This is a genomic window from Streptomyces eurocidicus, assembly GCF_002891295.1.
Taxonomy (GTDB): Bacteria; Actinomycetota; Actinomycetes; order Streptomycetales; family Streptomycetaceae; genus Streptomyces; species Streptomyces eurocidicus.
Genome location: NZ_LGUI01000005.1, coordinates 284996 through 309273 on the forward strand (window position 1 = coordinate 284996; position 24278 = coordinate 309273).

Annotated in this window: 18 protein-coding genes; 5 read left to right on the forward strand and 13 right to left on the reverse strand. The window is 74.8% G+C overall.

Annotation, left to right across the window (positions count from 1 at the left end; genetic code table 11):
- Positions 1–447 precede the first annotated feature (447 nt).
- Both AF335_RS18210 and AF335_RS35745 read left to right on the forward strand, forming a co-directional pair.
- Positions 448–1824: a protein phosphatase 2C domain-containing protein gene (locus AF335_RS18210; protein WP_244927076.1), complete on the forward strand. Its 1377-nt coding sequence runs from the start codon at positions 448–450 to the stop codon at positions 1822–1824.
- A gap of 490 nt (positions 1825–2314) precedes the next feature.
- On the forward strand, positions 2315–2869 hold the full coding sequence (locus AF335_RS35745; RefSeq protein WP_228773557.1) for an ATP-binding protein: 555 nt from the start codon (positions 2315–2317) through the stop codon (positions 2867–2869).
- Between the two features lie 36 nt (positions 2870–2905).
- Here AF335_RS35745 and AF335_RS18220 read toward each other — a convergent pair whose 3' ends face one another.
- Together AF335_RS18220 and AF335_RS18225 are read right to left on the reverse strand one after the other, a co-directional pair.
- Positions 2906–3970 carry a DUF2637 domain-containing protein gene (locus AF335_RS18220; RefSeq protein WP_102919455.1) on the reverse strand — a complete coding sequence of 355 codons (1065 nt, stop codon included), beginning with the start codon at positions 3968–3970 and terminating at the stop codon, positions 2906–2908.
- A 198-nt stretch (positions 3971–4168) separates the two neighbouring features.
- Entirely contained in the window at positions 4169–4906 is a 738-nt protein-coding gene (locus AF335_RS18225; protein ID WP_311775605.1) for a (2Fe-2S)-binding protein, read from the reverse strand.
- A gap of 316 nt (positions 4907–5222) precedes the next feature.
- Between AF335_RS18225 and AF335_RS18230 the strand changes: the two genes are divergently transcribed.
- Complete coding sequence (locus AF335_RS18230) at positions 5223–6008, forward strand: GntR family transcriptional regulator (RefSeq protein ID WP_102919457.1); 786 nt, start codon at positions 5223–5225, stop codon at positions 6006–6008.
- 85 nt (positions 6009–6093) lie between these two features.
- Here the strand turns inward: AF335_RS18230 and AF335_RS18235 are convergent, their stop codons facing one another.
- Positions 6094–7035, reverse strand: coding sequence for a hypothetical protein (locus AF335_RS18235; protein ID WP_425329121.1), 942 nt, complete (start codon positions 7033–7035; stop codon positions 6094–6096).
- A gap of 481 nt (positions 7036–7516) precedes the next feature.
- Here AF335_RS18235 and otr(A) point away from each other — a divergent pair, with 481 nt between their 5' ends.
- Positions 7517–9496: a tetracycline resistance ribosomal protection protein Otr(A) gene (gene otr(A), locus AF335_RS18240; protein WP_102919458.1), complete on the forward strand. Its 1980-nt coding sequence runs from the start codon at positions 7517–7519 to the stop codon at positions 9494–9496.
- Between the two features lie 28 nt (positions 9497–9524).
- Here the strand turns inward: otr(A) and AF335_RS18245 are convergent, their stop codons facing one another.
- The 7 genes from AF335_RS18245 to AF335_RS18275 all read right to left on the reverse strand — a co-directional run bounded on the left by AF335_RS18245 (position 9525) and on the right by AF335_RS18275 (position 19196).
- Positions 9525–10388 (reverse strand): hypothetical protein, encoded by an 864-nt coding sequence (locus AF335_RS18245; RefSeq protein WP_146045560.1) that lies wholly within the window; start codon positions 10386–10388, stop codon positions 9525–9527.
- Between the two features lie 78 nt (positions 10389–10466).
- Positions 10467–12299: a trypsin-like serine peptidase gene (locus AF335_RS18250; protein ID WP_170127742.1), complete on the reverse strand. Its 1833-nt coding sequence runs from the start codon at positions 12297–12299 to the stop codon at positions 10467–10469.
- Between the two features lie 106 nt (positions 12300–12405).
- Positions 12406–13686 (reverse strand): XdhC family protein, encoded by a 1281-nt coding sequence (locus AF335_RS18255; RefSeq protein ID WP_102919678.1) that lies wholly within the window; start codon positions 13684–13686, stop codon positions 12406–12408.
- A 44-nt stretch (positions 13687–13730) separates the two neighbouring features.
- The gene (locus AF335_RS18260; protein WP_102919461.1) at positions 13731–15191 is read right to left on the reverse strand and encodes an NCS2 family permease; all 1461 of its coding nucleotides are present in this window, start codon (positions 15189–15191) and stop codon (positions 13731–13733) included.
- Between the two features lie 176 nt (positions 15192–15367).
- A complete protein-coding gene (gene pucD / locus AF335_RS18265) occupies positions 15368–17779 on the reverse strand; it encodes a xanthine dehydrogenase subunit D (RefSeq protein ID WP_102919462.1) in 2412 nt (803 codons plus the stop codon).
- 2 nt (positions 17780–17781) lie between these two features.
- Entirely contained in the window at positions 17782–18318 is a 537-nt protein-coding gene (locus AF335_RS18270) for a (2Fe-2S)-binding protein (RefSeq protein WP_102919463.1), read from the reverse strand.
- Positions 18309–19196 carry an FAD binding domain-containing protein gene (locus AF335_RS18275; RefSeq protein WP_102919464.1) on the reverse strand — a complete coding sequence of 296 codons (888 nt, stop codon included), beginning with the start codon at positions 19194–19196 and terminating at the stop codon, positions 18309–18311. The genes AF335_RS18270 and AF335_RS18275 overlap by 10 nt, the downstream gene beginning before the upstream one ends.
- 256 nt (positions 19197–19452) lie before the next feature.
- Here AF335_RS18275 and AF335_RS18280 point away from each other — a divergent pair, with 256 nt between their 5' ends.
- Entirely contained in the window at positions 19453–21162 is a 1710-nt protein-coding gene (locus AF335_RS18280; protein WP_102919465.1) for a PucR family transcriptional regulator, read from the forward strand.
- A gap of 106 nt (positions 21163–21268) precedes the next feature.
- Here the strand turns inward: AF335_RS18280 and AF335_RS18285 are convergent, their stop codons facing one another.
- The 3 genes from AF335_RS18285 to AF335_RS18295 all read right to left on the reverse strand — a co-directional run bounded on the left by AF335_RS18285 (position 21269) and on the right by AF335_RS18295 (position 24218).
- A complete protein-coding gene (locus AF335_RS18285; protein ID WP_107503486.1) occupies positions 21269–21991 on the reverse strand; it encodes a Crp/Fnr family transcriptional regulator in 723 nt (240 codons plus the stop codon).
- Positions 21988–22218 carry a hypothetical protein gene (locus AF335_RS18290; protein ID WP_102919467.1) on the reverse strand — a complete coding sequence of 77 codons (231 nt, stop codon included), beginning with the start codon at positions 22216–22218 and terminating at the stop codon, positions 21988–21990. The genes AF335_RS18285 and AF335_RS18290 overlap by 4 nt, the downstream gene beginning before the upstream one ends.
- A gap of 812 nt (positions 22219–23030) precedes the next feature.
- Positions 23031–24218: an endonuclease/exonuclease/phosphatase family protein gene (locus tag AF335_RS18295; protein ID WP_244927078.1), complete on the reverse strand. Its 1188-nt coding sequence runs from the start codon at positions 24216–24218 to the stop codon at positions 23031–23033.
- Positions 24219–24278: the final 60 nt, after the last annotated feature.

Consider the following 24278-nt stretch of genomic DNA (forward strand, 5'->3'; position numbering starts at 1 on the left):
GGCCGGCTGTGGCCGGATCAGCCGGTCGGTACGCCGGGGGAGGACACTCCGGAGCCCGGAGCGCCCGGGCGGGCGGAACGGCCCGCCGACACCACGCGGTCGCCCGGCGCCGCGCGGTCCGGGCGGAGCCCGCGGAGCGCGGTGCCGGAGCCCCGGTCGCCCCGCCGGCCCGCCGAGCCCACGCCGCCCGGATCCGGCCGACGCCAGGGGCCCGGGCGGGCGAACGGCGGCCCGGGGACGGAGCCCACGTCGGTCTTCTGGCCGGAGCGGCCCGCCGCCCCGGTCCCGTCTCCGGGGCGGGACCGCCACCCGAGGGGCAAGGGTCCGGACCCGACGTCGGTCTTCTGGCCGGAACAGCCGGGCGACCCCGTACGGCCCGGTTCGGGAGCGGTCGCCGAGTCCCCGTCCGCCGGTTCGTCCCTGTGGCCGGAGGAGCCGGAGGGTTCCGTGCCGCCGGGGTCCGGTGCGGTCGTCGAGTCCCCGTCCGGTCCGGCCCTCTGGCCGGACGAGCCCGAGCAGCCGTACCGGCCCGTGCCGCCGGACGGCGCCCTCCAGGACGACGGCCCCTGGCCGCCCGTCCCCGTGCGGCCCGCCGAGCCTCCGGAGACCGCGGTCTCCCCGGCCGGTCGGCCGGAGCCGTCGAGTGCCCTCGTGGAGTCGCCCCGGCGGCCCGTGCGGCTGCCGGAGGTTCCGGCGGCCGCCTGGCCGGGCCGGCCGGAGCAGCCGGACGCGTGGCCCGGCGGCAGGGTGCCCCGGCGCCCGGAGCGGGCGCCCGAGGTGCTGCCCTCCGGGCCGTCCCCGTCCGCGGGCTGGCTCACCCCCGCCGTGCCCGCCGAGGGACCCTCCGGGCCCGCCCGGCAGCCCTCCCGGGCCGCCGAGTTCGTCGGCGAGGGGCCGCCCACCTACGACGCGGAACCCACCGCCTGGGCCGTCGCCGACCCGGACCGGCTGGGCGACCTCGTGCCGGACACGGTCCTGGACGGGGCCCGGTACGGCTCGGTCACCCTCCGGGCGCTGTCGCTGCGCGGCGACTCCGCGCGTTACCGCGGCGAGCCACGGCGCGACGCCCTGCTGACCGCCCGCTTCGGGGAGGGTGACGGTGCCCTGCTGTTCGTCGCGATGGCGAGCGGTACGCGCGGCGCGAGCCACCGGGCGGCGCGGGACATCTGCGCCTGGCTCGGCGGGGCCGTGGGCCGCAGTCACGCCCGGCTGGCGGACGACATCCGCGGCGGCAGGCGCGGCGAGCTGAAGTCCGGCCTGCACAGGCTCACCGACCGCTCGTACGGCCGGCTGCGCGCCCGCGCCGCCGAGCTGGACCTGCGGCCCGAGCAGTACACCGCCGCCGTGCGGTGCCTGCTCCTGACCGCCGACCCGGCCTGCCGTACGCGCGTGTTCTTCGGCGTGGGCGCGGGCGGTCTGTTCCGGCTCCGCGAAGGCACCTGGCAGGACCTCGACCCGGATCCGGCGCCGCGCGGGGATCTCGCCGACGAGCCCCTGATCGGTTACGGAGCGGTGCCCGAGGACCGGATGACCGTGGACCTCGGCATCCCGACCCCGGGCCTGGCACCGGTCGTGGAGCCCCCCGAGATCCCCGGCGAGCCGTTCCGCTTCCGGGCGTCCGCCGCCCGGCCCGGCGACACGCTGCTGCTGTGCAGCGCGGGCCTGGCGGAGCCGCTGCGGGGCGAGCCCGAGCTGGGGGCCCGGCTGGCGAAGCGCTGGGCGGACGGCGAGCCGCCGGGCCTGGCGGCCTTCCTCGGGGACGTCCAGCTACGGGTGAAGGGGTACGCCGACGACCGGACGGCGTGTGCCCTCTGGGAGGCGTAGCGGGTTCGGCGCGGCGGGCCGTCGGGGCATCTCCGGGACGTTCTCCGGAGGTGCCCCGACGGGCGTTTCCCGGGGGACGCCCCTGAGGGACGCCGCCGGAGCGGCCAGCCGGAGCGGCCACCGGAGCCGACGGCCGCGCGGCCCGCGGAGGCCCCGGCGGCCCGCCGAACCGTCCCTCCGGAACCCCGGAGCGGCGTCGGCGGTCTCCCGCGAACCCCCGCGAAATGGGCCGGGTGAAACCTCACCCGCCCGACGCCATTGGCATATTCGCGCCCTGCACAAGACGCGCCAGCATTCCAGTCATATCACCATGTTGATGGGTCAACAGGCGTCGTCGGCCGTGGGCCGGGGCATGCATTGGTGAGTGTGCGTGAGCGTGTTCGACGCCGGGGCGCCGGGGAGGGGTCGGGGGCAGGGAAGGATGAAACGGCGGACTGCGAACCGGGCGGGTACGGACGGCCGCGCGGGCCGGGAAGAGACCGCGGACGGCATGGCACCGGGAGAGGACGGCGCGGAGCATGGCGGCCCGCGCTTCGAAAGACGACTGGGGCGCAGGGACCTCACCGCGGTCGGTGAGGTGCGTGCCCGGTTACGCGAGTTGCTGGCGCACTGGGGCGAGCCGGGCCGCGCGTACATCGCCGAGCTCCTGACGAGCGAGCTGGTCACCAACGCCCTGGTGCACACGGACGGGGGCGCGGTGGTGAAGGCCACGCTCACGGGCGGGCCGGGCGCTTCCGTCAAGGGCCTGCTGCGTGTGGAGGTGCGGGATTTCTTCCCGGGGCGCCCGGAGCCGCGCGGGACGCCCATGGACGCCGGAGCGCGGGGCCTCGACGGCGTCGGCCGGGCGGGGTGCGGCGGAGGGGACTCCTGCTGCGCGGGGGCGGGGCCGGGTGTCCCGGAGGAGGCCGCGGAGGGCGTGCCGGACAAGGCCGCCACGTCCGGGCGCGGGCTGCTGCTCGTCCACTCGCTGGCGGACGGCTGGGGCGTGCGGCCCCACGGGGTGGGGAAGGCGGTCTGGTTCGAGCTGGGCGCCCAGGAGCCCTGAACCGCCGCGCGGCGACGACTCAGGGCCCGCGGGCCGCTAGCCGAACTGTCGCTCGATCTGGGCGAGTTTGGCCTCCAGCGAGTCGAGTCGCGGGATGGCCTGGGTGTCGTCCTCGGCGGTCAGGTCGATCGGCCCGGGGCCGCTCTGGGCACCGGAGACGGCCTGCAGCGGACGCGCGCGGACGGGCAACTGTCCCTGGTCAGCGGCTATGGAAGGGTCCGCGCCGAGTTGCGCGGGCTGAGCGGCGGCGGAGACCGCCGGTCCGCTCACCTCGACCTGCCGGCCCCCTCGCGAGACCCGGCCCCATACGCGGTGCTGCCGGTTGTACGCCTTGAGCCGGGCGCGTTCCAGCTTGCCCGCCTCGCGCCGCCGCACCCGGTCGCGCTCCATCTGCCGCTTGTCCTCGCGGACCTCCTCGACGGCCTCGTCCAGGGTCCGCACACCCTCCAGGAGCATCAGCGACCAGGCGCCGAAGGTCTCACGAGGGGCCCGCAGCCAGCGGACTATGCGGATCTGGGGCAGCGGGCGGGGCACCAGTCCCTGCTCGCGGAGCGCCGCCCGGCGGGTCTGCTTGAGCGCGCGGTCGAAGAGCACCGCGGCGGACAAGGACATGCCGGCGAAGAACTGCGGCGCGCCCGCGTGGTCCATGCCCCGTGGCGCGTGCACCCAGTTGAACCAGGCCGCGGCGCCGGCGAAGGTCCACACCAGCAGCCGGGAGCCGAGCGCCGCGTCACCGTGGCTCGCCTCGCGCACGGCGAGCACCGAGCAGAACATCGCCGCCCCGTCGAGGCCGAAGGGGACCAGATACTCCCAGCCGCCCACCAGGCCCAGGTTCTGCCGCCCGAAGCCGACCAGTCCGTGGAAGGAGAGGGCGGCGGCCACCGCGGCGCAGCAGAAGAGCAGGACGTACGAGGCGCTGCCGTAGACCGCTTCCTTACGGCGCCTGCGTTCCTCCGTGCGCTCCCACGAGTCCGAGGACGCCCCCGCGTCGTCCGCGTTACCGTGCCGGCCGCGCGCGAGCACCGTCACCGCCACCACGGCCCCGGCTAGCGCCACGACAGAGGGGAGCATCCAATTCAGCGGTATATCGGTCACTCTCATCTTGCGTCCCTTGCATAGCTGTACGGCCTTTCGCGCGCCATCCTGACGGAATCGGTCCGTTCAACAAGGGGTTTCGACGTAACTGCCTGCCAATGGAGGGCAAGGGAATACAGATAGGTGTGGGGGAAATCGAACGTCCCTCAACCGGAAGGGAATTGCGTTCCCTTCGCCCCACTCGATCGGGTGGTGTGGGGTCGTTCAGCTTGCGGACATCCGCCTTATGCGCTCGGCGTCGCTGGTGCGTGGGCAGGTGAGACAGGCGTCCTCGGGGCGCAGTGTGTAGAACAGACAGCAGCCCGCCCGGTCGCGCGTCGGAAAGGATTCGCCCCGGGTTCCGGACAGCGTCCGGAAGGAGGCCCCGCCGACGTACGGGGGAGTGGCCCCCGGCAGCAGCAGCTCCAGCTCGCGCCTGGCCCGGGGCGCCTCGCCCAGCAGCCCCGCCACGTGCCAGAGCCCTTCGGCGACCTCGTCCGTCGCCATGCCCCACACCGCCCGCGGCCCGCGCCGCATCCGCGGCCGGAAGGCGCCCAGCACCGGTGTCAGGTGCTCGGCCAGCACCTCCCGCGCCCACGCGCGCAGCGCCTCCTCGTCCGCCACCGCCACGGCGCCCGGCAGGGCCGCCGCGGGATCGTCCGGCAGGCACGCGAACCCCGTGGGCCAGGCCGTCATCCGGCCCCGCGCGCGGTGCAGCGACACGGCCGCCGCGGGCAGCCGGGGCACCCGGCGGAGCAGGAACCACGGGACCGTCACCAGCAGGCAGACCGGCCAGGCGTAGCGGTGCAGCCCGAGGCTCGCGACGGCCTCCGGGCGGCCCCGCTCCCCGTAGTCCCGCAGGAGCTGCTCGTCGTCCCGGGTGAGGAAGGCGTCCAGCTCCTCGCCGCCCGCCGCCAGCCCGTCGGCCGTCAACCAGCCGTCGCCCCGGCACGGCGGTTCCACCGTGGCGGTGACGTGGGGGAGGGCCTCCGAGAGCCGGGTATAGGCGGCGGAGAAAACGGAGGTGAGCGCGTCAGAGGGGGTGGCAGAGGGTGTGTCGGAGAGCGTGACCGTGGGGTCGGGGACCTCTTCCGAGGCGGGTGGGATCGAAGGTGCTGCGGATGAGGAAATACCGGCAGGCGGAGTGGCAGAGGCGGGAAGCATGCGAGGACCACCGAATCGGGATCATTTGCAGGTAAGCCTTACCTTACCGGAATTGATCGGGGTTTGAACTGTCAGAACGGCCGCCTATGGTTCAGATGGACACAGGAGGACCCCAATGGAGCAGGGCAGACCCCACACCGAGGCATCGCGCACCGCCGCCGGCGTGCCCGCGCAGGCCACGCCCGGCGCGCACGGTGGGCACCACGGGCGCGACGAACTGGTCCGTGGCGAGCACGTCCACGGCGAGCGCCCGTACGCGGTCCCCGCTCCCGCGCGCCGGATGCCCACGCGCTACTCCGTGCGCGGACAGGTGCTCGACGCGCTCCGCAAGGCCCTGCTGGGCGGTGAGCTCATACCCGGCGAGGTCTACTCCGGCCCCGCCCTCGGCGAGCGGTTCGGCGTCTCCGCGACGCCCGTGCGCGAGGCGATGCAGCAGCTCGTCCTGGAGGGCGCCGTGGAGGTCGTGCCCAACCGGGGCTTCCGCGTCACCCGCCGCAGCGCCCGCGACCTGGCCGAGCTGGCCGAGGTCCGCGCCCTCCTGGAGGTCCCCGTCGTGCTGCGCCTCGCGCGCACGGTCCCGGCGGCGCGCTGGGCGGAGCTGGCGCCCCTCGCGGAGGCCGCGTCCGCCGCGGCCACGACGGGGGACCGCGCGCTCTACGCCGAGGCCGACCGCGCCTTCCACCGCGCGCTCCTCGGCCTCGCCGGCAACCGCCAACTGACCGCGGTCGCGGAGGAACTGCACCGTCGCGCGCAGTGGCCGGCGGCCCGGGAGCCGGCGTTCCGCTGCGCGGATCTGGTGGCGGACGCGGCGGAGCACGTGGCGTTGCTGGAGGCGTTGACGGTGCGGGATCTGGGGGCGGTGGAGGCGTTGGTGCGGGGGCACTTCACGGGGGCGGTCTAGGGGGGCTTGTTCCCCAGCCCCGCCCCTTCCCGTAACCGGAGGCTTCGCCCCCGGCCCCCCTTTTCCGCGCTGACGCGCGGTGTCCTCAATCGCCGGACGGGCTGAAAACAGCCCGTCCGGCGATTGAGGACACCGGGTCCGGGGCGGAGCCCCGGTTCGGGAAGGGGCGGGTAGGGGAAAGAACCGCCGTCCCCCGGCCCCGGCCCCGCCCCGCGCTACGCGCCGCCGCCCCCGTCGGCAGACGGCCCGCCAGCCACGCCGGCACCCCACCCAGCAGCCGCACCAGCCGCCCCGCCTCCGCCCGCAGCCGCGCCGCCTCGCCCGCGTCCGGCAGTACCGAGGCCAGCGATGCCAGGGCGGGCGCGATCCCGATCAGATAGCCCAGCTCTTCCCGTATGCGAAGGGACTCCGCGAAGCCGTACCGCGCCTCGTCGAGCCGCCCGTCGTGCTCGGCCATCGCCGCCACGTGCCGCCAGGTGAAGGAGAGCAGTAACCGCTGGCCGTGCGTGGTCGCCCCCGCGTGGGCCCGCTCGAAGGCCGCCGTCGCGTCGGACGGATTGTCGGACAGGTGCTGGGCGATCAGGCCCCGCCGGAAGTGGAGCAGGGGCCGGGTCCGTGAACCCGGGGCGAGCAGCGCCGCCGCCCGGCCCAGTGCGGAACGCGCCTCGTCGGCCCGGTCGCGTACGCCCAAAAGGGTGGCGGCGTAAGCGAGATGACCCCGCTCGCAGGCGGCCGCCCCGCGCTCCTCATCGTCCGCGGCGAGCGCCTCCGCCGTGCGCAGCGCGTCCTCGGCGGCCCGCCAGCCCTCCCCGGTGAACATGCACTGTTCGATCAGCACCACCGTCCGGCGCAGCGCCGGACCGGGCTCCCCGGCGGCGCGCGGCGCGAGGAGCGCCGCGGCGTCGTCCCAGCAGGCGCGCGACCGAAGCCGCCATACGGCCCGTTCCAGCGGATCGTCCCCGTGCGGGTCCCCTCCGTGCGGCCCCTCCGGTTCCGGTGGCTCCTCGGACAACCCAGAATTCCGCATGGCGGTATCCGCCACAGTGCCCTCCCCAAGCGCGCCGTCGAGCTGGAAGCCGTGACCGCATCTCAGCACGAAGACACGGGCGCGGCCAAGGGCCAGGTGTGAACCAGTTCACAAACTCGCCCGCCGGTTACGGGGCGAAGGGGCGCCCCCGTGTCCGCGGCTCTCCGCGGCAGCGGCACATTATCGGAGAACGGGCAGGTCCAGGCGGTACGGAGCGGCCCGGGCCGGGTCGGGCCGCGGCGGTGGAAAATGCCTCGCGCGCCGGACGGGGCCGCTGGCAGGATGACGGCGCGCCCCCGCCGCACGGTGGAAGGGCGCGCGACCGGACCCTCGCCCGCCGCATGGGCGGTGGCCGGGAACGGCCGGTCCGCCCGGCCCCGGCACAGCCACCGACGAGCACCAGGGAGAACCCGCATGCGCCGAAGCCTCGAAAACCCCCAGTTCCCTGACCGGATCACTGTTTTCGAGGACTCGTTCGCGCATGCACACCTCCCGCACCCTCAATCTCGGCATTCTCGCCCACGTCGACGCCGGTAAGACCAGCCTCACCGAGCGCCTGCTGTTCGACACCGGTGCCATCGACCGGCTCGGCAGCGTCGACGCCGGCAGCACCCGTACCGACAGCGGCGAGCTCGAACGCCGCAGGGGCATCACCATCCGCACCGCCGTCGCCCCCTTCCGCGTCGGCGACCTGGGCGTCAACCTCATCGACACCCCCGGGCACAGTGACTTCATCGCCGAGGTCGGCCGCGCCCTGGGCGTCCTCGACGGCGCCGTGCTCGTCCTGTCCGCGGTCGAGGGCGTCCAGGCGCAGACCCGGGTGCTGATGAGGACGCTGCGGCGGCTGCGCCTGCCGACCCTCGTGTTCGTCAACAAGGCCGACCGCCCGGGCGCACGCGAGGCCGGGACGCTGGCCGACATCCGCCGCCGGCTGACGCCGCGCGTGGTGCCCATGGCCACGGTCCACGGCATCGGCACGCCCGCCGCCCGCGCCGTCCCCGGCTCGTACCGCGATCCGGCCTTCCGCGACCTGGTGGCCGAGGCCCTGGCCGAGGACGACGACGCCCTGCTCGCCAGGCTCGTCGACGGGCCGCCGCCGGGCGCCGGTGAGCTGCGCGCCGCGCTGGCCGACCGCACGGCGCGCGGCCTGCTCCACCCCGTGTACTTCGGCTCGGCGCTGTCCGGCGAGGGGATCGCCGGGCTGCTCGACGGGATCGCCACGTACCTGCCGGCCGTACGGGCCGGGGCCGGCGCTCCGGACGCCGGGCCGACCGGCACGGTCTTCGCCGTCGAGCGCGGCGCGTCCGGCGAGAAGACCGCGTACCTCCGGCTGTTCTCGGGCGAGCTGGCCGAGCGCGCCCGGATCACGCTGCACCGCCGTGAGGCGGACGGCGCGCCCGGCGAGCACACCGGCCGGATCACCTTCCTGGAGACCGTCGGCGCGCCGCCGGACGCCGCCCGGCGGCTGACCGCCGGGGGCATCGCCCGGCTCCGCGGCCTGCCCGGGATCCGCGTCGGCGACCGCCTCGGGCCCCTGGCGGACGCGGGTCCGGCGCACTTCGCCCCGCCGTCCCTGGAGTCCGTCGTCCGGCCTGTGCGCCCCGCCGACGCGGCCCGGCTGCACGCCGCGCTGGCCGGGCTCGCCGACCAGGACCCGCTGATCGGCACCCGCGCCCTGCCGGGCGGCGGCACCTCCGTACTGCTCTACGGCGAGGTGCAGAAGGAGGTCCTCGCGGCCACCCTCGACGAGGAGTTCGGCCTCGGCGCCGCCTTCGAGCCGAGCACCACGATCCTCCGGGAGCGGCCCGCCGGCACCGGCGAGGCACGGGAGGAGATCGACCGGCACGGCGGCCACGTCTTCTGGGCCACGGTCGGCCTGCGCGTCGAGCCGGGCGCGCCGGGCTCCGGCAACGTCTTCCGGCGGGACACCGAACTGGGCGCCCTCCCGCTCGCCTTCGACCGGGCGGTGGAGGAGACCGTCCACGGCACGCTCGACCAGGGCCTGCGGGGCTGGCCGGTCACCGACTGCGTCGTCACCCTGACGCGCTCCGGTTTCGTCGGCCCGGTCAGCACGGCCGCCGACTTCCGGCAGCTGACGCCCCTGGTCCTGATGGCCGCGCTGGCCGAGGCGGGGACCGAGGTGTACGAACCCTGCCACGGTTACGAGCTGGAGGTGCCGGTGGACTGCCTCGGCCCGGTCATGGGGGCGCTCGCCGCGGCCGGCGCGGTCGTCGGGGAAACGGTGGCCGGGGCGGAGGGATGCGTACTGAGGGGAACGATCCCGGCGCGCGGGCTCACGGGGTTCGAGGGACGCTTGCCGGGGCTCACGCGGGGTGAGGGCGTGTGGTGGACGGCGGCGGCGGCCGACCGGCCGTGCGGCGGGAGCGTGCCGAAGCGCCCGCGCAGCGACGGGAACCCGCTGAACAGGGCGGAGTACCTGCGGTCCGTGGGGCGGGCGTAGGCCGGGCCGCGCGGACGGCCTCCCGTGGTCAGAACAGTGCCGTCACGGCTTCCCCCACCCACACCAGGGGCATCGCCGCGCACACGACCCCCGGTACGGCGAACATCGGCACCCCCAGCAGCAGGCCGACCGGCAACGCGCCCCACGAGGACGCCAGCACCCGCGACGGGTCCTCCGGGTCGTATCGCAGCTCGCCCCGCCGTGCCTTCCAGCCGGAGCGGTGACGGCACGTCACCCCGTCGAGCGTGCGGAAGCGGTAGAGATAGGAGCCGGCCCCTTCGCTGTCCCGGAAGACCTCCGGAGGGTTCGGCACCTGGACCGTCACGCCCCGGCGCCGGAGGATCCAGCGCGTCCGCAGGTCGAGGGCGTGCTCGAAGAGCGTCAGCAGATAGCCGCCGAAGAGACCGGCCGCCCAGGCGGCCGGGGCGTGCCAGCGCGGCGCCCCCGGGAGCAGCAGGGCCAGCAGGGCGACCGGCAGGCCGAACAGTGTGTAGAAGGCCGCGGACTTCTGCGGGAACGTGCCGTGCCGCAGGACGCCGGTCAGCCGGCCCGCCGCCGACCGTACGGCGGGCACCGGCCACGGCTCCGTCGTCTCCCGGCGCACCGGAGGGCGGGTGCCGTAGGGCGGGTACGTGGGCCGCAGCGCCGTCATCTCCGCGGCCAGCCCGGCCAGCGCCTGGTGACTTCGGTGACGGACCGTCAGTGGTGCGGCGGGCGGGTGCGGCCCGGCGAGCAGATGGAGCGTCAGCGTGCCCGGCCCGGAACCGGGATCGACGTCGACGCGGCTTATCCACGGCCCCGGCACCACCGTCGTCGTGCGCCCCGTCTGCCAGCGCACCTCGCCGCGCTCCACCCGGACCCGGGTGCGGCCTTCCTTGATCACTACCCCCATGGGAGGAAGGCTATCCCGCCGGCCCGCGGCGCGGGCTCCCGGAGCCGGGGCCGCGAGCCGCGGGCCGCGCGGTGCGGCTCAGCCCGTCTGCACCAGCGGGGACCAGGCGCCGAGCGCGTCCGTGCCCGTACCGCCGTACAGCGAGGTCTCGCCGTTGGACCAGCGGGTCACGAGGCCGTCCCGGCGGCCGGTCCCCGTGAAGTCGCCGGCGGTCATCACGGCGCCCGCCCAGGAGGCGTTGGGCGGCTGGAGGCGGGTGCCCTTGCCGATGTCGGTGCCCGTGGTGGTGTACGAGCCCAGCGAGCCGTCGGACCAGCGGACGACCAGGTTCGAGCGGCCGTCACCGGCCGGCTGGACGCTGGTCAGGGCGGTGGCGTTCCGCCAGTACGAACCGGCCTCCATCAGCCGGCGCTCCGTGCCCGGCCCGGCGGAGCTCACGCCGGAGTACACGCTGAGGCTGCCGTCCACCCAGCGGACGGCCAGGTCGCCCGCCTTGTCCGTGGCGGCGTACCGGCCCGCGGTGATCTGGGTGGCGTACTTCCAGAAGGAGCCGACGGCCCCCAGCGTGTACTCCTTGCCGGAGCCGGAGGCGTCGAAGTCCTCGTAGTAGCTGAGCTTGCCGTTGTCCCAGCGGACCATGAGGTCGGTGCGGCCGGTGCCGCTGAAGTCGCCGGTGGTGACCGTCTCGGCGCGCTTCCAGAAGCTGTCCGCCTTCGCGAGCTGCTTCTCCGCCCCGAAACCGCCCTGGCCGTCGCCGGGGTAGAGGCTGACCTCGCCGTCGCTCCAGATGGTCAGCAGGTCCTCGCGCCCGTCACCGGTGAAGTCGCCCGACGCGAGGTGCCGGGCGTGGGTCCAGGTGGAGGCGGCGCCGGGCAGCCGGGCGGCGTCGGACGGCGGCTGGTAGGCGGTGGGGCGCACGGGCGTGCGGTCCGCGACGGCGTCCTGGTAGAGGTCCTGGACCTCCTGGCCGAAGACGGGGGAGTAGCTGACCCAGTCGTCGCCCGCGGCGTCGCCGCCGCCGTTCCAGCCGCCGAGGGCGCCGATGAGGTCGCCGGTGCGGGCCTTGGCGTCGTAGTACGAGATCCAGGGGCTGCCGGACGTCCCGCCGAAGAAGCCGCCGCACTTCATCTGGAGCTGCTGGTAACCGGCGAGCCGCGCGGTGGGCACGGTGCAGCTGAAAGCCCGCTGGTCGGGGTTGAACGTGCCGGGGTAGCCCGTGACGGTGACGGTGCTGGTCCAGCGCGGCGTGGGCGTCAGCCGCAGGCCGCCGGTCAGGTCCTGCACCTCGGCGCCCTGGGCGTTCGCCCCGAGCCGGGCGAAGCCGAAGTCCAGGTCGGAGTCGGTGCCCTTGCTGTTCTTGGTGTAGCGGGGGTCGGTGAAGACCCGCTCCACGGGGAAGACGCCGTACGGCTGGTGGGCCGCGTCCTGCCCCTTGCGGTACTGCGGTACGAAGATCTGCTGCCCGCCGGCGAGGGACTTGGCGCAGTGCCCGGCGGTGAGCACGAGGTTCCGGCCGGCGCTCTGCACGACGCTCGCGGTGCAGTAGGTGGGCCCGCCGGGGCCGGAGCTGCTGAAGAACGTGCCGACCGGCGGTATGCCGTCGCCGTACGCGCCCTGGAGCGTGCCGCTCGGTGCGGCGGCGGCCGCGAGACCGCGGGTGCGTGCCCCGGTGGGGGCGGTGCCGTGGCCGGCGTCGAGCGGCCGGGCCGCGGCCATGCGCTCGGCCGTCCAGTACGTCGCCGCCGCGCGCGCGTCGATGGCGGGAGCGGGGACGCGCGGCGCGGCGGCCGCGCCGGTGGCGGAGAAGGCCATGCCGCAGGCGGCCATGGCGAGGACGGCGGCGACCAGCCGGGACCGGCCGGAGGTACGTCCGGAGGTACGTCTGGGGGTACGTCTGGCAGAAGAGGACAAAGTGACTCTCTGAATGTGCGTAAACGGGTGTGCGAGATGCTGCGCATGCCTATCACAGGGGCGTGGGCGGCCCGTTCCGAGGGCCGGGGACGGGCCGCCCGCTCCTTCACGCCGCCCGGTGGTCGTGGTGGATGGGCGTACGGGCCCCCGTGAGCGGGGTGCCCGTACCGCCCCGCCGGACGGCGACGATCTCGGCGGCGATCGACAGGGCCGTCTCCTCGGGCGTACGGGCACCCAGGTCGAGGCCGATCGGCGAGCGCAGGCGGCCCAGTTCGCGCTCGCCCACGCCGGCCTCGCGCAGCCGGTCGAGCCGGGCCTCGTGCGTACGGCGCGAGCCCATGGCCCCGACGTAGGCGACCGGGAGCCGCAGGGCCCGCTCCAGCAGCGGGACGTCGAACTTCGCGTCGTGGGTCAGGACGCACAGCACGGCGCGGTGGTCCAGGTCCTGGGAGTCGAGATAGCGGTGCGGCCAGTCCACGACGACCTCGTCCGCGCCGGGGAAGCGGCGGGCGGTGGCGAAGACGGGCCGGGCGTCGCAGACGGTGACGTGGTAGCCGAGGAACTTCCCCGCCCCGACCAGCGCCGCGGCGAAGTCGACCGCCCCGAAGACGATCATGCGGGGGGCCGGGACGGCGGACTCGACGAGCAGCGTCACGGGCTCGCCGCAGCGTGAGCCGGGGCGGACGAGGGCGCCGCCCCCGGCCGCCCGCCCCGCGACCGGCTCCCTCCCGCCGAGAGCTCCCACGCCGGACCCCGGCTCGCCACCCGCCCCGGCGCCGCGGGCCGCTCCAGCGGCGCCCATGGCCGGGCGCCCGGCCGTCGCGGCCCCCGGGCCCTCGCCCACCTCCACCGTTCCCGTCCGGCCCACGTCCAGGAGTGCCGCCGCCTCCAGGCCGGCGACGCGGTCCAGCGCCTCCGTACCGCCGAGCGTGCCCGTCACCCCGCCGCCCGGGCCCACCAGCAGGGCCCGGCCCAGCAGGTGCGCGGGGCCCGAGGCCACCCGGGCCAGGGCCGCCGTGCCGCCGCGCGCCGCCTCGGCCAGGGCCGCGCCGAGCACCGGGCGGTCCGGGCTGTCCGCGCGGACCGGCGTGACCAGGACGTCGAGCACCCCGCCGCAGGTCAGCCCCACGGCGAAGGCGTCCTCGTCGGAGTAGCCGAACCGTTCCAGCACGCTCTCGCCGCTCACCAGGGCCGCCCGGCACAGCTCGTAGACCGCGCCCTCCACGCACCCGCCCGAGACGGAGCCGATCACCGTGCCGTCCGTGTCGACCGCGAGCGCCGCGCCGGGCTGCCGGGGCGCGCTGCCGGTGACGGCCACGACCGTGGCCACGGCGAACTCGCGCCCCTCCGCGCACCACCGGTGCAGCTCGTCGGCGAGGTCCAGCATGACGGTCTCCTCTGCGCGGTACGGGAACGTCGGGCCGTGCGCCGTCATCTGACGCCCAGCCAGTTCTCCAGGGGGTGGAGGGCGAAGTAGACGGTGAAGACGGCGGTCAGCAGCCACATGAACACCCCGGGTTCGCGCCACTTCCCCTGGGCGGCCTTGATGGCCGTGAAGGCGATGACGCCCGCGCCGACACCCGGCGTGATGGCGTACGTGAACGGCATCAGCACCACGGTCAGGAAGACCGGCACCGCCACCGCCCGGTCGTTCCAGTCGATGTGCCGGGCGTTGCTCATCATCATCGCACCGATCACCACCAGCGCCGCGGCCGCGACCTCGCCGGGGACGATCCGGGTGAGCGGGGTGAAGAACAGGCACGCGGCGAAGAGCCCGCCGGTCACCACCGAGGACAGGCCCGTACGGGCGCCCTCGCCCACCCCGGTCGCGGACTCGATGAAGACGGTCTGGCCCGACGCCCCCGCGACGCCGCCGATCGCCCCGCCCGCGCCGTCGACGAACAGCGCCTTGCTCAGCCCCGGCATCCGCCCCCGGGAGTCCGTGAGCCCCGCCTCCGTGCCCACGCCGATGATGGTGGCCATCGCGTCGAAGAAGCCGGCCAGCACCAGGGTGAACACGATCATCCCCACGCCCATGGCGCCGAGCGTGCCCCAGCCGCCGAGGGCGACATGGCCGAAGAGCGAGAAGTCCGGCATCGACACGGCGCCGCCCCGCAGCGTGGGCGCGCCGTTCTGCCAGGTCTTGGGCCCCAGCCGGGCGACGGCGTCGACGACGACGGCCAGCACGGTGCCGGCGACGATGCCGATGAGGATCGCGCCGGGGACGTCCCGGGCCTGGAGCATGAAGATGAGCAGCAGGGTGACGCAGAAGACCAGTACGGGCCAGCCGGCGAGCTCGCCGGCCGTGCCCAGGGTGACCGGCCCACCGCCCGTGGAGGCATGCACGAAACCGGCCTTGACCAGGCCGATCAGGGCGATGAACATACCGATGCCCATGGTGATGGCGTGCTTGAGCGCCAGCGGTATCGCGTTCATGATCAGCTCGCGTAGCCCGGTGACCGCCAGGACGACGATCACCAGTCCGTACACCACGCACATGCCCATCGCCTGAGGCCACGTCATATGGGGTGCCACCTGCGTGGAGAGCACGCCCGAGACACCCAGCCCGGCGGCGAGGGCCAGCGGCACCTTGCCGACGAAGCCCATCAGCAGTGTGCAGACCGCCGCGCCGAGCGCGGTGGCGGTGATCAGACCGGCGTGGCCGAGGGTGTGCCCCGTGACGTCCGGGCCGGACAGGATCAGGGGGTTGAGCAGGAGGATGTAACACATCGCCATGAAGGTGGTGACGCCGCCGCGCACCTCGCGGCCGAGGGTGGAGCCCCTTTCGCCGATGTGGAAGTACCGGTCGAGCCGGGACCGTCCGGCCGGTGGCCGTGGGCCCGCGCCCGCGTCCCGTGCCGTGGTGCCCGGCTCCACGGATGGCTGGGTCATGACCTGCTCCCATGTTCCGGGGAATGTGGATCGCTGCACGACCCGGGGGACGGCCCGAGACGGAAACGGGTGACGGCCCGCCGGGGCCCCTCGCGCGCGGTGTACAGGGGCGGAAGGGGCCCGTCGGCGGCAGTCCGAAGAGGTGGGGGAGGGGCGCCGGGTCCCGGCACCCGTGCTCAGGTGCCGGTGAGGTGCTCCGGCCGCACCGGCACCCGGGCGAGCGGCAGCCCCGTGGCGGCGCGGATCGCGGCGACGACGGCCGGGGTGGACGAGAGCGTGGGGGCCTCGCCGACGCCCCGCAGCCCGTAGGGGGCGTGGGTGTCGGCGAGTTCGAGGATGTCCACGGGCAGGGTGGGGGTGTCGAGAATGGTGGGGATGAGGTAGTCGGTGAAGGAGGGGTTGCGGACCTTGGCGGTGACCGGGTCCACGACGATCTCCTCCATCACCGCCAGCCCGAGGCCCTGCGTGGTGCCGCCGTGTATCTGCCCGGCCACCGACAGCGGGTTCAGCGCCTTCCCGACGTCCTGCGCGCAGGCCAGCTCCACGACCTTGACGAGACCGAGCTCGGTGTCCACCTCGACCACGGCGCGGTGGGCGGCGAAGGAGTACTGCACATGGCCGTCGCCCTGCCCGGTGACCAGGTCGAAGGGCTCGGTGGGCCGGTGCCGCCACACCAGCTCCAGGTCCACGGCGTCGCTTCCGAGGACCTCCGCGAGATCGGCGAGGACCTCGCCGCCGTCGGTGGTCACCTTGCCGCCCTCCAGGAGCAGTTCGGCGGTGGCCCACGCCGGGTGGTACGTGCCGAACCGGGCCCGGCCCAGCTCCAGCACCCGCTCCCGGACGGCCTCGCAGGCGTGCCGGACGGCGCCTCCGGTCACATACGTCTGCCGGGAGGCGGAGGTCGAACCGGCCGAGCCGACACGGGTGTCGGCCGGGCGCAGGGTGACCTGTTCGACGCCCAGCTCGGTGCGGGCGATCTGGGCGTGCACGGTGACCCCGCCCTGACCGACCTCGGCCATCGCCGTGTGCACCGTGGCCACCGGCCGGCCACCGACGACCTCCAGCCGCACCCGGGCCGTCGAGTAGTCGTCGAACCCCTCGGAGAAGCCGACGTTCTTTATCCCCACGGCGTAGCCGACGCCGCGCACGACGCCCTCGCCGTGGGTGGTGTTGGACAGCCCGCCGGGCAGGGCGCGCACGTCCGCCGCGCCGCCCGCGCTCTCCCACTGCCGCTCGGGCGGCAGCGGCATCGCCTTGACGCGGCGCAGGAGTTCGGCGACCGGCGCGGGCGAGTCCACGACCTGACCGGTCGGCATGACCGCGCCCTCGGACATGGCGTTGCGCTGCCGGAACTCCACCGGGTCGAGCCCCAGGGCGGCGGCGAGCCGGTCCATCTGCGCCTCGTAGGCGAAGCACGCCTGGACGGCGCCGAAGCCGCGCATCGCGCCGCAGGGCGGGTTGTTGGTGTAGAGCGCGAGCGCCTCGGCGTCCACCGCGTCGACCACGTACGGGCCGGCGGAGAGCGAGGCGGCGTTGCCGACGACGGCCGGGGAGGACGAGGCGTAGGCGCCGCCGTCCAGCACGATGCGGCACGCCACATGGGTGAGCCTGCCGTCCTCGGTGGCCCCGTGCTCGTAGTGGAGCCGGGCGGGATGGCGGTGGACGTGGCCGAAGAACGACTCGAAGCGGTTGTAGACCATCTTCACGGGCCGGCCGGTGCGCAGGGCCAGCAGACAGGCGTGGGCCTGCATGGAGAGGTCCTCGCGGCCGCCGAAGGCGCCGCCGACGCCGGAGAGCGTCATCCTGACCTTGTCCTCGGGCAGACCGAGGACCGGCGCGATCTGGCGCAGGTCGGCGTGCAGCCACTGGGTGGCGACGTACAGGTCGACGCCGCCGTCCTCGGCGGGCACCGCCAGCCCGGACTCGGGGCCCAGGAACGCCTGGTCCTGCATGCCGACCTCGTAGTCGCCCGTCACGATCACGTCGGCGCGGGCCCTGGCCGCGGCGACGTCACCACGGCGGACCGGCTGCCGGTGGACGACATTGGGGTGCGGGACGTGGCGGGCGTGGGCGTCGGTGCGGCCGGGGTGCAGCACGGGGGCGCCGGGGGCGAGCGCGGACGCCTCACCGGTGACGACGGGCAGCGGCTCGTACGCCACCTCGATCTTCGCGGCGGCGCGGCGGGCCGTCTCGGGGTGGTCGGCGGCGACGAGGGCGACCGGCTCGCCGTGGTAGCGGACCACACCGTCAGCGAGGACGGGGGTGTCCTCGATCTCCAGGCCGTAGCGGGTGGCGGCGGGGAGGTCGGCGTGGGTCAGCACGGCGCGGACGCCGGGCGTCGCGAGCGCCCCGGAGACGTCGACGGAGCGGATCCGGGCATGGGCGTGCGGGCTGCGGAGGGTGTGGCCCCAGAGCATGTCCTCGTGCCACAGGTCCGAGGCGTACGCGAACTCGCCGGTGACCTTCAGGGTGCCGTCGGGGCGGAGCGTCGACTCGCCGACGCCGCCCGGGGCCGGGCCCGCCCAGGCGGGTCCGGTGCCGGCGGGCAGGTCGGTGGGGAGTCCGGTGGGGACGCGAGGGGTGCCCATGGTCAGACCGTCTCTCCCGCACGGGCGGCCGCCAGGCGTACCGCGTCGAGGATCTTCTCGTAGCCCGTACAGCGGCACAGATTGCCGGAGAGGGCCTCGCGGATGTCCGCGTCGGAGGGGTCGGGGACGCGGGCCAGCAGATCGTCGGCGGCGACCAGCAGACCGGGGGTGCAGAAGCCGCACTGCACGGCGCCCGCGTCGACGAACGCCCGCTGTACGGGGGAGAGTCCGGCGGTCTGCGCCCCGTCCCGGCCCTGGTCCCCGGCGGCCCCGGCGTCTGGGGCGCGCTGTGCCGCGAGCTCGGCCAGGCCCTCGACAGTCACCACCTCGCGGCCCTCCGCCTGCCCCGCCGCGACCAGGCAGGCGCACACCAGCTCGCCGTCCAGGCGGACCGTGCAGGAGCCGCACTCGCCCTGCTCGCAGGCGTTCTTCGAGCCCGGCAGGCCCAGCCGCTCCCGCAGGACGTACAGCAGGCTCTCGCCCTCCCAGACGTCGTCGGCCTCCCGCGGGCGGCCGTTGACCGTACAGTTCACGCGCATCGGGTGGTCCTCTCGCTGCCGCGGTACGCGTCCCAGGCCCAGCCGAGGGTGCGGCGGGCCATGACGCCCACCGCGTGCCGGCGGTACCGGGCGCTGCCGCGCACGTCGTCGATGGGGTTGCAGGAGCCCGCCGCCAGCTCGCCGAACTGCCGGACGAGGGACGGCGGCAGGTCCCGCCCGGAGTCCCAGAAGCCGCCCTCGGCCAGCGCGGCGTCGAGGAACTCCTCCGCCGCGCGGGCCCGCAGCGGGGTGGGCGCGGCCGAGCCGATGCCCGTGCGCACCGCCCGCGCCCGTGGGTGCAGCGCGAGCCCGAAGGCGCAGACCGCGATCACCATGGCGTTGCGCGTGCCGACCTTCGCGAACTGCTGCGGCCCGTCGGCCTTGCGGACGCGGACGGCCCGGATCAGCTCGTCCGGCTCCAGGGCGTTGCGCTTGACGCCGGTGTAGAACCGCTCGACGGGGATGAGCCGGGTGCCGCGCACCGACTCGGCCTCCACCTCGGCGCCCGCCGCCAGCAGCGCGGGGTGGGAGTCGCCGGCCGGGGACGCGGCGCCGAGGTTGCCGCCGACGCTGCCCCGGTTGCGGATCTGCGGCGAGCCGACGGTGTGCGCCGCGAGGGCCAGCCCGGGCAGCGGCCCCCGGAGGTTTTCCATGATCCGCGTGTACGGGACGGACGCGCCGAGGCGGACGTCCCGCTCGCCGACCTCCCATTCGTACAAATCGCCGATGCGGTTCAGGTCCAGCAGGTACTCCGGACGGCGGTGGTCGAAATTGATCTCGACCATCACATCCGTGCCACCCGCGAGGGGCACGGCCGAGGGGTGCTCCGCCTTGGCGGCCAGAGCCTCCTCCCAGGTGCCGGGGCGCAGGAAGTCCATGGATCTTCTCTTCTCGATCGGGTCTCGCGAGGTGGTCCGTGGGAGGTGTTCCGGCCGGTTCGGTCCCGGCGCCGCATGTCCTGTTCGCGCGCTCTGCAGCCAGTACACCGAGGTCCGCGCACCCGGGTGCAGTCACCGAAACCATGAAGCGGTTGGCTGGCCACGCCCGCCGTCTTGTAGATTCGAACGAAAGGCGGGGTTCAGAAACCCCACTGCATTCCACTGGTTACAACAAGACAGATCGGCGGCGACCACGATGCGGCTGCGCGCACTCCTGGAGACCGATGCGCTGGGCCTTCGGCTGCTCGGCGGCGAGGACGAGCTGGACCGCTCCGTGCGCGGCGTGATGACCACCGACCTGCGGGACCCCAGCCGGTATCTGTCCGGCGGCGAGCTGGTGCTCACGGGGCTCGCATGGCGCCGGGACCCGGACGACTCCGAGCGGTTCGTCCGGATCCTGACCGCCGCCGGGGTGGCCGGGCTGGCGGCGGGCGAGGCGGAGATGCGCTCGATCCCCGACGACCTGGTGCAGGCGTGCGCCCGGCACCGGCTGCCGCTGTTCTCCGTCGTGGAGGACGTCTCGTTCGCCTCCATCACGGAGCACGTGGTGCGCCAGGTCTCCGGCGAGCGCGCGGGCGACCTGGCGGCCGTCGTCGACCGGCACCGCCGGCTGATGACCTCGGGCCCGGCGGGCGGCGGCCCCGAGGTGGTCCTGGACCTGCTCGGCTCCGACCTGGACCTGCGCGCCTGGGTGCTCTCGCCCACCGGACGGCCCATCGCCGGCTCCTCGCTGGCCGGCGCCGGGCCCGAGCTGCCCGCGGCCGTCTGCGCCACGCTCGCGGGCGAGCACCTGGCCGCCTCCCGCACGGGCCGCCGCGGCCCGCACCGGGTCACGGCCGGCGGCGGCACGTACTCCCTCTTCCCCATCGGGGGCGGCGGCCGGATCGCCTCCCGGGACGTCCGCGAGACCGTCCTGTCCGACTGGCTGCTGGCCGTCGAGGCGGACGCCGGGGACTGGCCGGCCGAGCGGCTCGACCTGCTCGACGGCGTCACCCAGCTGATCGCCGTCGAGCGGGACCGCCGCGACGCCGCCCGCACGGTGCGCCGCCGGCTCGCCCAGGAGGTCCTGGAGCTCGTCCAGGGCGGCGCGGCGCCCGCCGAGATCGCGGCCCGCCTGCGGGTGGCGGCGCCGGTGCTGCTGCCCGGCCTGGGCTCGGCCCCGCACTGGCAGGTGGTGGTCGCCCGGGTCGAGTGGGACGGCGGCGACATCCCCGGCGGCCCGGTGGCCCAGGCGCTCCTGGAGGAGATCCTCGTCGACCCGGAGGCCACCGGCCCCGAGCCGTCCGACCGGATCGCCGTCGCCCACACGGGCGATGAGGCGGTCGCGCTCGTGCCCCTCCCCGCCGTCCCGGTCCGCCCGGAGGGCCTGGACGACGCGCTCACCGGCGCGGAGAGCGCGCCCGCGGCCCCCGGCCTGCACGCCGACGCCCTCCTCGCGGCCGTCCGCGAACCCCTCGCCCGGGGCCTCGACGGCGACGGCCGCCTCACCCTCGGCGTCAGCGCCGCGGTGCACTCGGCGGAGGGCCTGCGCGGCGCCCTGGAGGAGGCCCGGCACGCCCGCCGGGTGGCCGCCGCCCGCCCGGGCCGCGTCTGCGCGGCGGGCCACCAGGAGCTGGCCTCGCACGTCCTGCTGCTGCCCTTCGTGCCCGACGACGTCCGCCGCGCCTTCACGGCCCGCCTCCTGGACCCGCTGCGCGACTACGACCGCCGGCACCGCGCCGAGCTCATCCCGACGCTGGAGGCGTTCCTCGACTGCGACGGCTCCTGGACGCGGTGCGCGACGCGGCTGCACCTGCACGTCAACACCTTGCGCTACCGGGTCGGCCGGATCGAGCAGCTGACGGGCCGTGACCTCTCGCGCCTGGAGGACAAGCTGGACTTCTTCCTGGCACTGCGGATGAGCTGAGGGGACCGTTCCGGACGGTCCCGGACCCCGGCCCTCAGGCGCCGGACGGCTGATTCCAGCCCGTCCGGCGCCTGAGGGCATTCGGGGAAGAGCCCCTCCCCGCCCGCTACCGCCGCGCGATCGCCGCCAGCGCGGCCATGTCCCGCACGACGATCGCCCGGTACCGGTTGTGGATGACCTCCTTCTCACGGAGCTCGCCGAGCGCCTGCTCCACCGTGGACTGGCCGAGCTGCAGCGCCTCCGTGAGGTTGTACTGACTCGGCCCCTCGATGCGGACGCCCCCGTACCGGCCCTGGTCGCGCACCCCCACGGTGGCGCCGAGGTGGTGCAGCAGCGTGCTGACGCGCGCCAGCGCAGGCCGCTTGAACGTGCTGTAGATCCGCTCGTCCGTGCGGTTGCGTGTCTCCAGGCTCAGGAGCAGCTTGCGCTCGATCACGACGTGCCGGGTGAGGACTTTCCACAGCACGTCGGGGGCGAAACCCAGGGTCACGGTCTCGCTCAGGCACGTCGTGGCCGGACCGGGAGCGCCCGGGTCCAGCAGCCGCTGCTCCTCCAGCACCTGGCCGGTGCCCCGGAAGCGCAGGATGGAGGTGCCGAAGTGGCTGCGCTGCTGTGACACGCAGCCGCCGAGCACGATGTGCACGGCCTCTTCCGGGCCGCCGGTCGTCAGCGGCTCGCCCTTGGCGTAGGCGCGGGTCTGTCCGAGCGGGATCATCGACGACCATAGCCGTGGCGCGAGGCCGTGCAGGAAGCTGCCTTCGGGCATGGGCCGACGCCCGGCCAGTACGTCGGGGACGCGGAATGACTCCAGGTTCGGGGGAGGCGTCATGACCGGCCCCCGGTCACCGGTGCGGGCGCGGCCGGGGCTGTGGCCGGTGGTGGTGGCACCAGCGCCCGGATGACCGGGGGAAAGGCGCCGATCACCGCGGTGATCGCCAGCAGCACGGCGGCGAGAGTGCGTGGGGAGTGCGCGAGGCGCTTGATCGCGTACGCCGCGAGCAAGGTCATGAGCGCGACGAACGCGATGACGGTTCCGTAGTAGGTGACGTGGTCCACGTTGCGGCTGAGCCTTTCGTTATGGAATTTGCGGGTCTTTGGCGGGTCCAGTGCCTCTCGTGCCCGGATTGCGGCTCTCGGTGGTTAGGCGAGGTCTGCCGGTTACAAGCGGCGTTTCAAACGCTACCCCGATGCGGCGGTGACGGCGAAGTTTCCCTGAGGCGAGGGGGATTCCTCACTAATAGGACGATGTGCTCCATGGGTACCGCGCACGCCAGGGGCGTGAAGCGTCAGGAATGCGCCCCCGGTGAGTATGCCCCGCCGGCCTCTGCGGGAATTGATGGCGATGGAATTCGCGGGAAGCGGGAATGGGTGAACCGGAATCATCGGCGCCCGGTGAATGTGTGCGCGAATTCCCGTACCGGCCCTCGAACGAGGCGGCGGGATGGGAGAGCCGGGGGTCAAGGGACCAACCCGGACCCCCGGCCGAGGGGCCTGGACCCGCCAAGGCTCAGACCGCCGTGCCAGTAAACACCCCCCGGCGCCTGAAAATGCCCTACTGGCCGGTTTTCGGCGGGGAGAAGTCCTAGTTGCGGGGGATCGCCGCTGCTTCGACGGGATCGGTGTCCATGACCTTACTTTGCGTAAAGCCGGTCACACTCGATCAATGATCGCTTCAGTAAGTGCGTGTGGGTGAAATCTGCGATCAAAATACAGGCCGTATGGAAGATTGCTGGACGAGTCCCTATCCTCCTCTGGTGGCAAGAGGCCGCTACCCGTGTGGCAAGTGAGGTGTGCCCGGAGAACGCGCCCCGTGCGGGTGCGGCGAAAGCGAGAATTCACTTTCCGGTATCACCGGACGGCGTTCCTGTTTAATCTCCGGCCCGTCGTCGGGTAGCGGTGTGAGCGATTCCGTGGCCATGAATCCGTGAACCGTTCGGGGCCTGTCGCCGGGCATCCGAGGCGCGGGCGTTTCCGAGGTCGTGCGCCCCTGGGCGCGCAACCGGAGCGCTGATTCCCCTCGCCATTTCCGGCCCCCGGTCACGCGGTGACGGCTCACCGCCTCCGTGCAGCGCCACATCCACCACCAGCGCCCGGTGGTCCGTGTCCGGCAGGTCCAGGAAGCGTGCCGCGCGCGGTTCCAGCGCGGAGCTGACCAGTACGTGATCGATCTGCACACCCAGCCGCGGCGCCACCGGCCGGGGCCAGCTCGGGGTGCGGCCCAGGCCCAGCGCCGCCGCGCTGTCCCGCACCCCCGTGTCCAGGAGGGCGCGGAAGGCCGCGTGGTCCTGCGAGGCGTTGAAGTCGCCGGCGAGCACCATCGCCGTGTCGCCGCGCCCGGCGGCCACCTCCCGCAGGCGCCCCAGCTCCTCACGCCACACCGCCAGCCCGCCCGGCTCCGGCGGCATCGGGTGCGCCACCTGGAACCGCAGCGGCACCCCCGCCACCCGCACCACCGCCCTCGGCATCGCCAGCGTGCCCGGCACCGCACCGTCCGGCTCCAGCGGGTACCGGCTGAGGATCGCCGAGCCCTCCGCCGCGCCGCCGCCCACGACCAGCCGGTACGGATAGGCGGCCCGCACCTCCGCCCCGCCGAGCGCCGCCCCGCACGTCGCGGGCGCGCACTCCTGCACGGACACCAGGTCGGGCCGCTCCCGGCGGAGCGCCGCCAGCAGCCCCGGGGTGGCGCCGCCGAACTCCAGATTGGCCGAGAGGACGCGCAGCCGGGCCGTGACCGGGCCGGCCGGCCGCGCGGCGCCCGCCTCGTACGGGCGCAGGAACCAGCCGGTGACCGCGAGCGCGAGGAGCCCCCACGCGCAGCCCGGCACCCAGCGGGATCCCGCGGCCAGCAGCAGCGCCACCGTGAGGGGTGCTGTCAACCACGGGAGGAACGCCAGCAGTTGGGGGACCGGCGTGACCCCGTCCGTATCGAGGGCCCGGCAGGCCAGCGGCACGCTCACGACGGTCAGCAGCAGGCCCGCGCACCCGCGTGCGAGCCCTCGGCGGGAGAGCGGTGCCGCCCGCCCGTGCCGTTCGCCGGCGCTCCGGAGTTCGCTCACACTTTTGATCCTCGCATTACCCGGCGATGGGGGATCGCTTGACGTCATATGGCAAGCTAG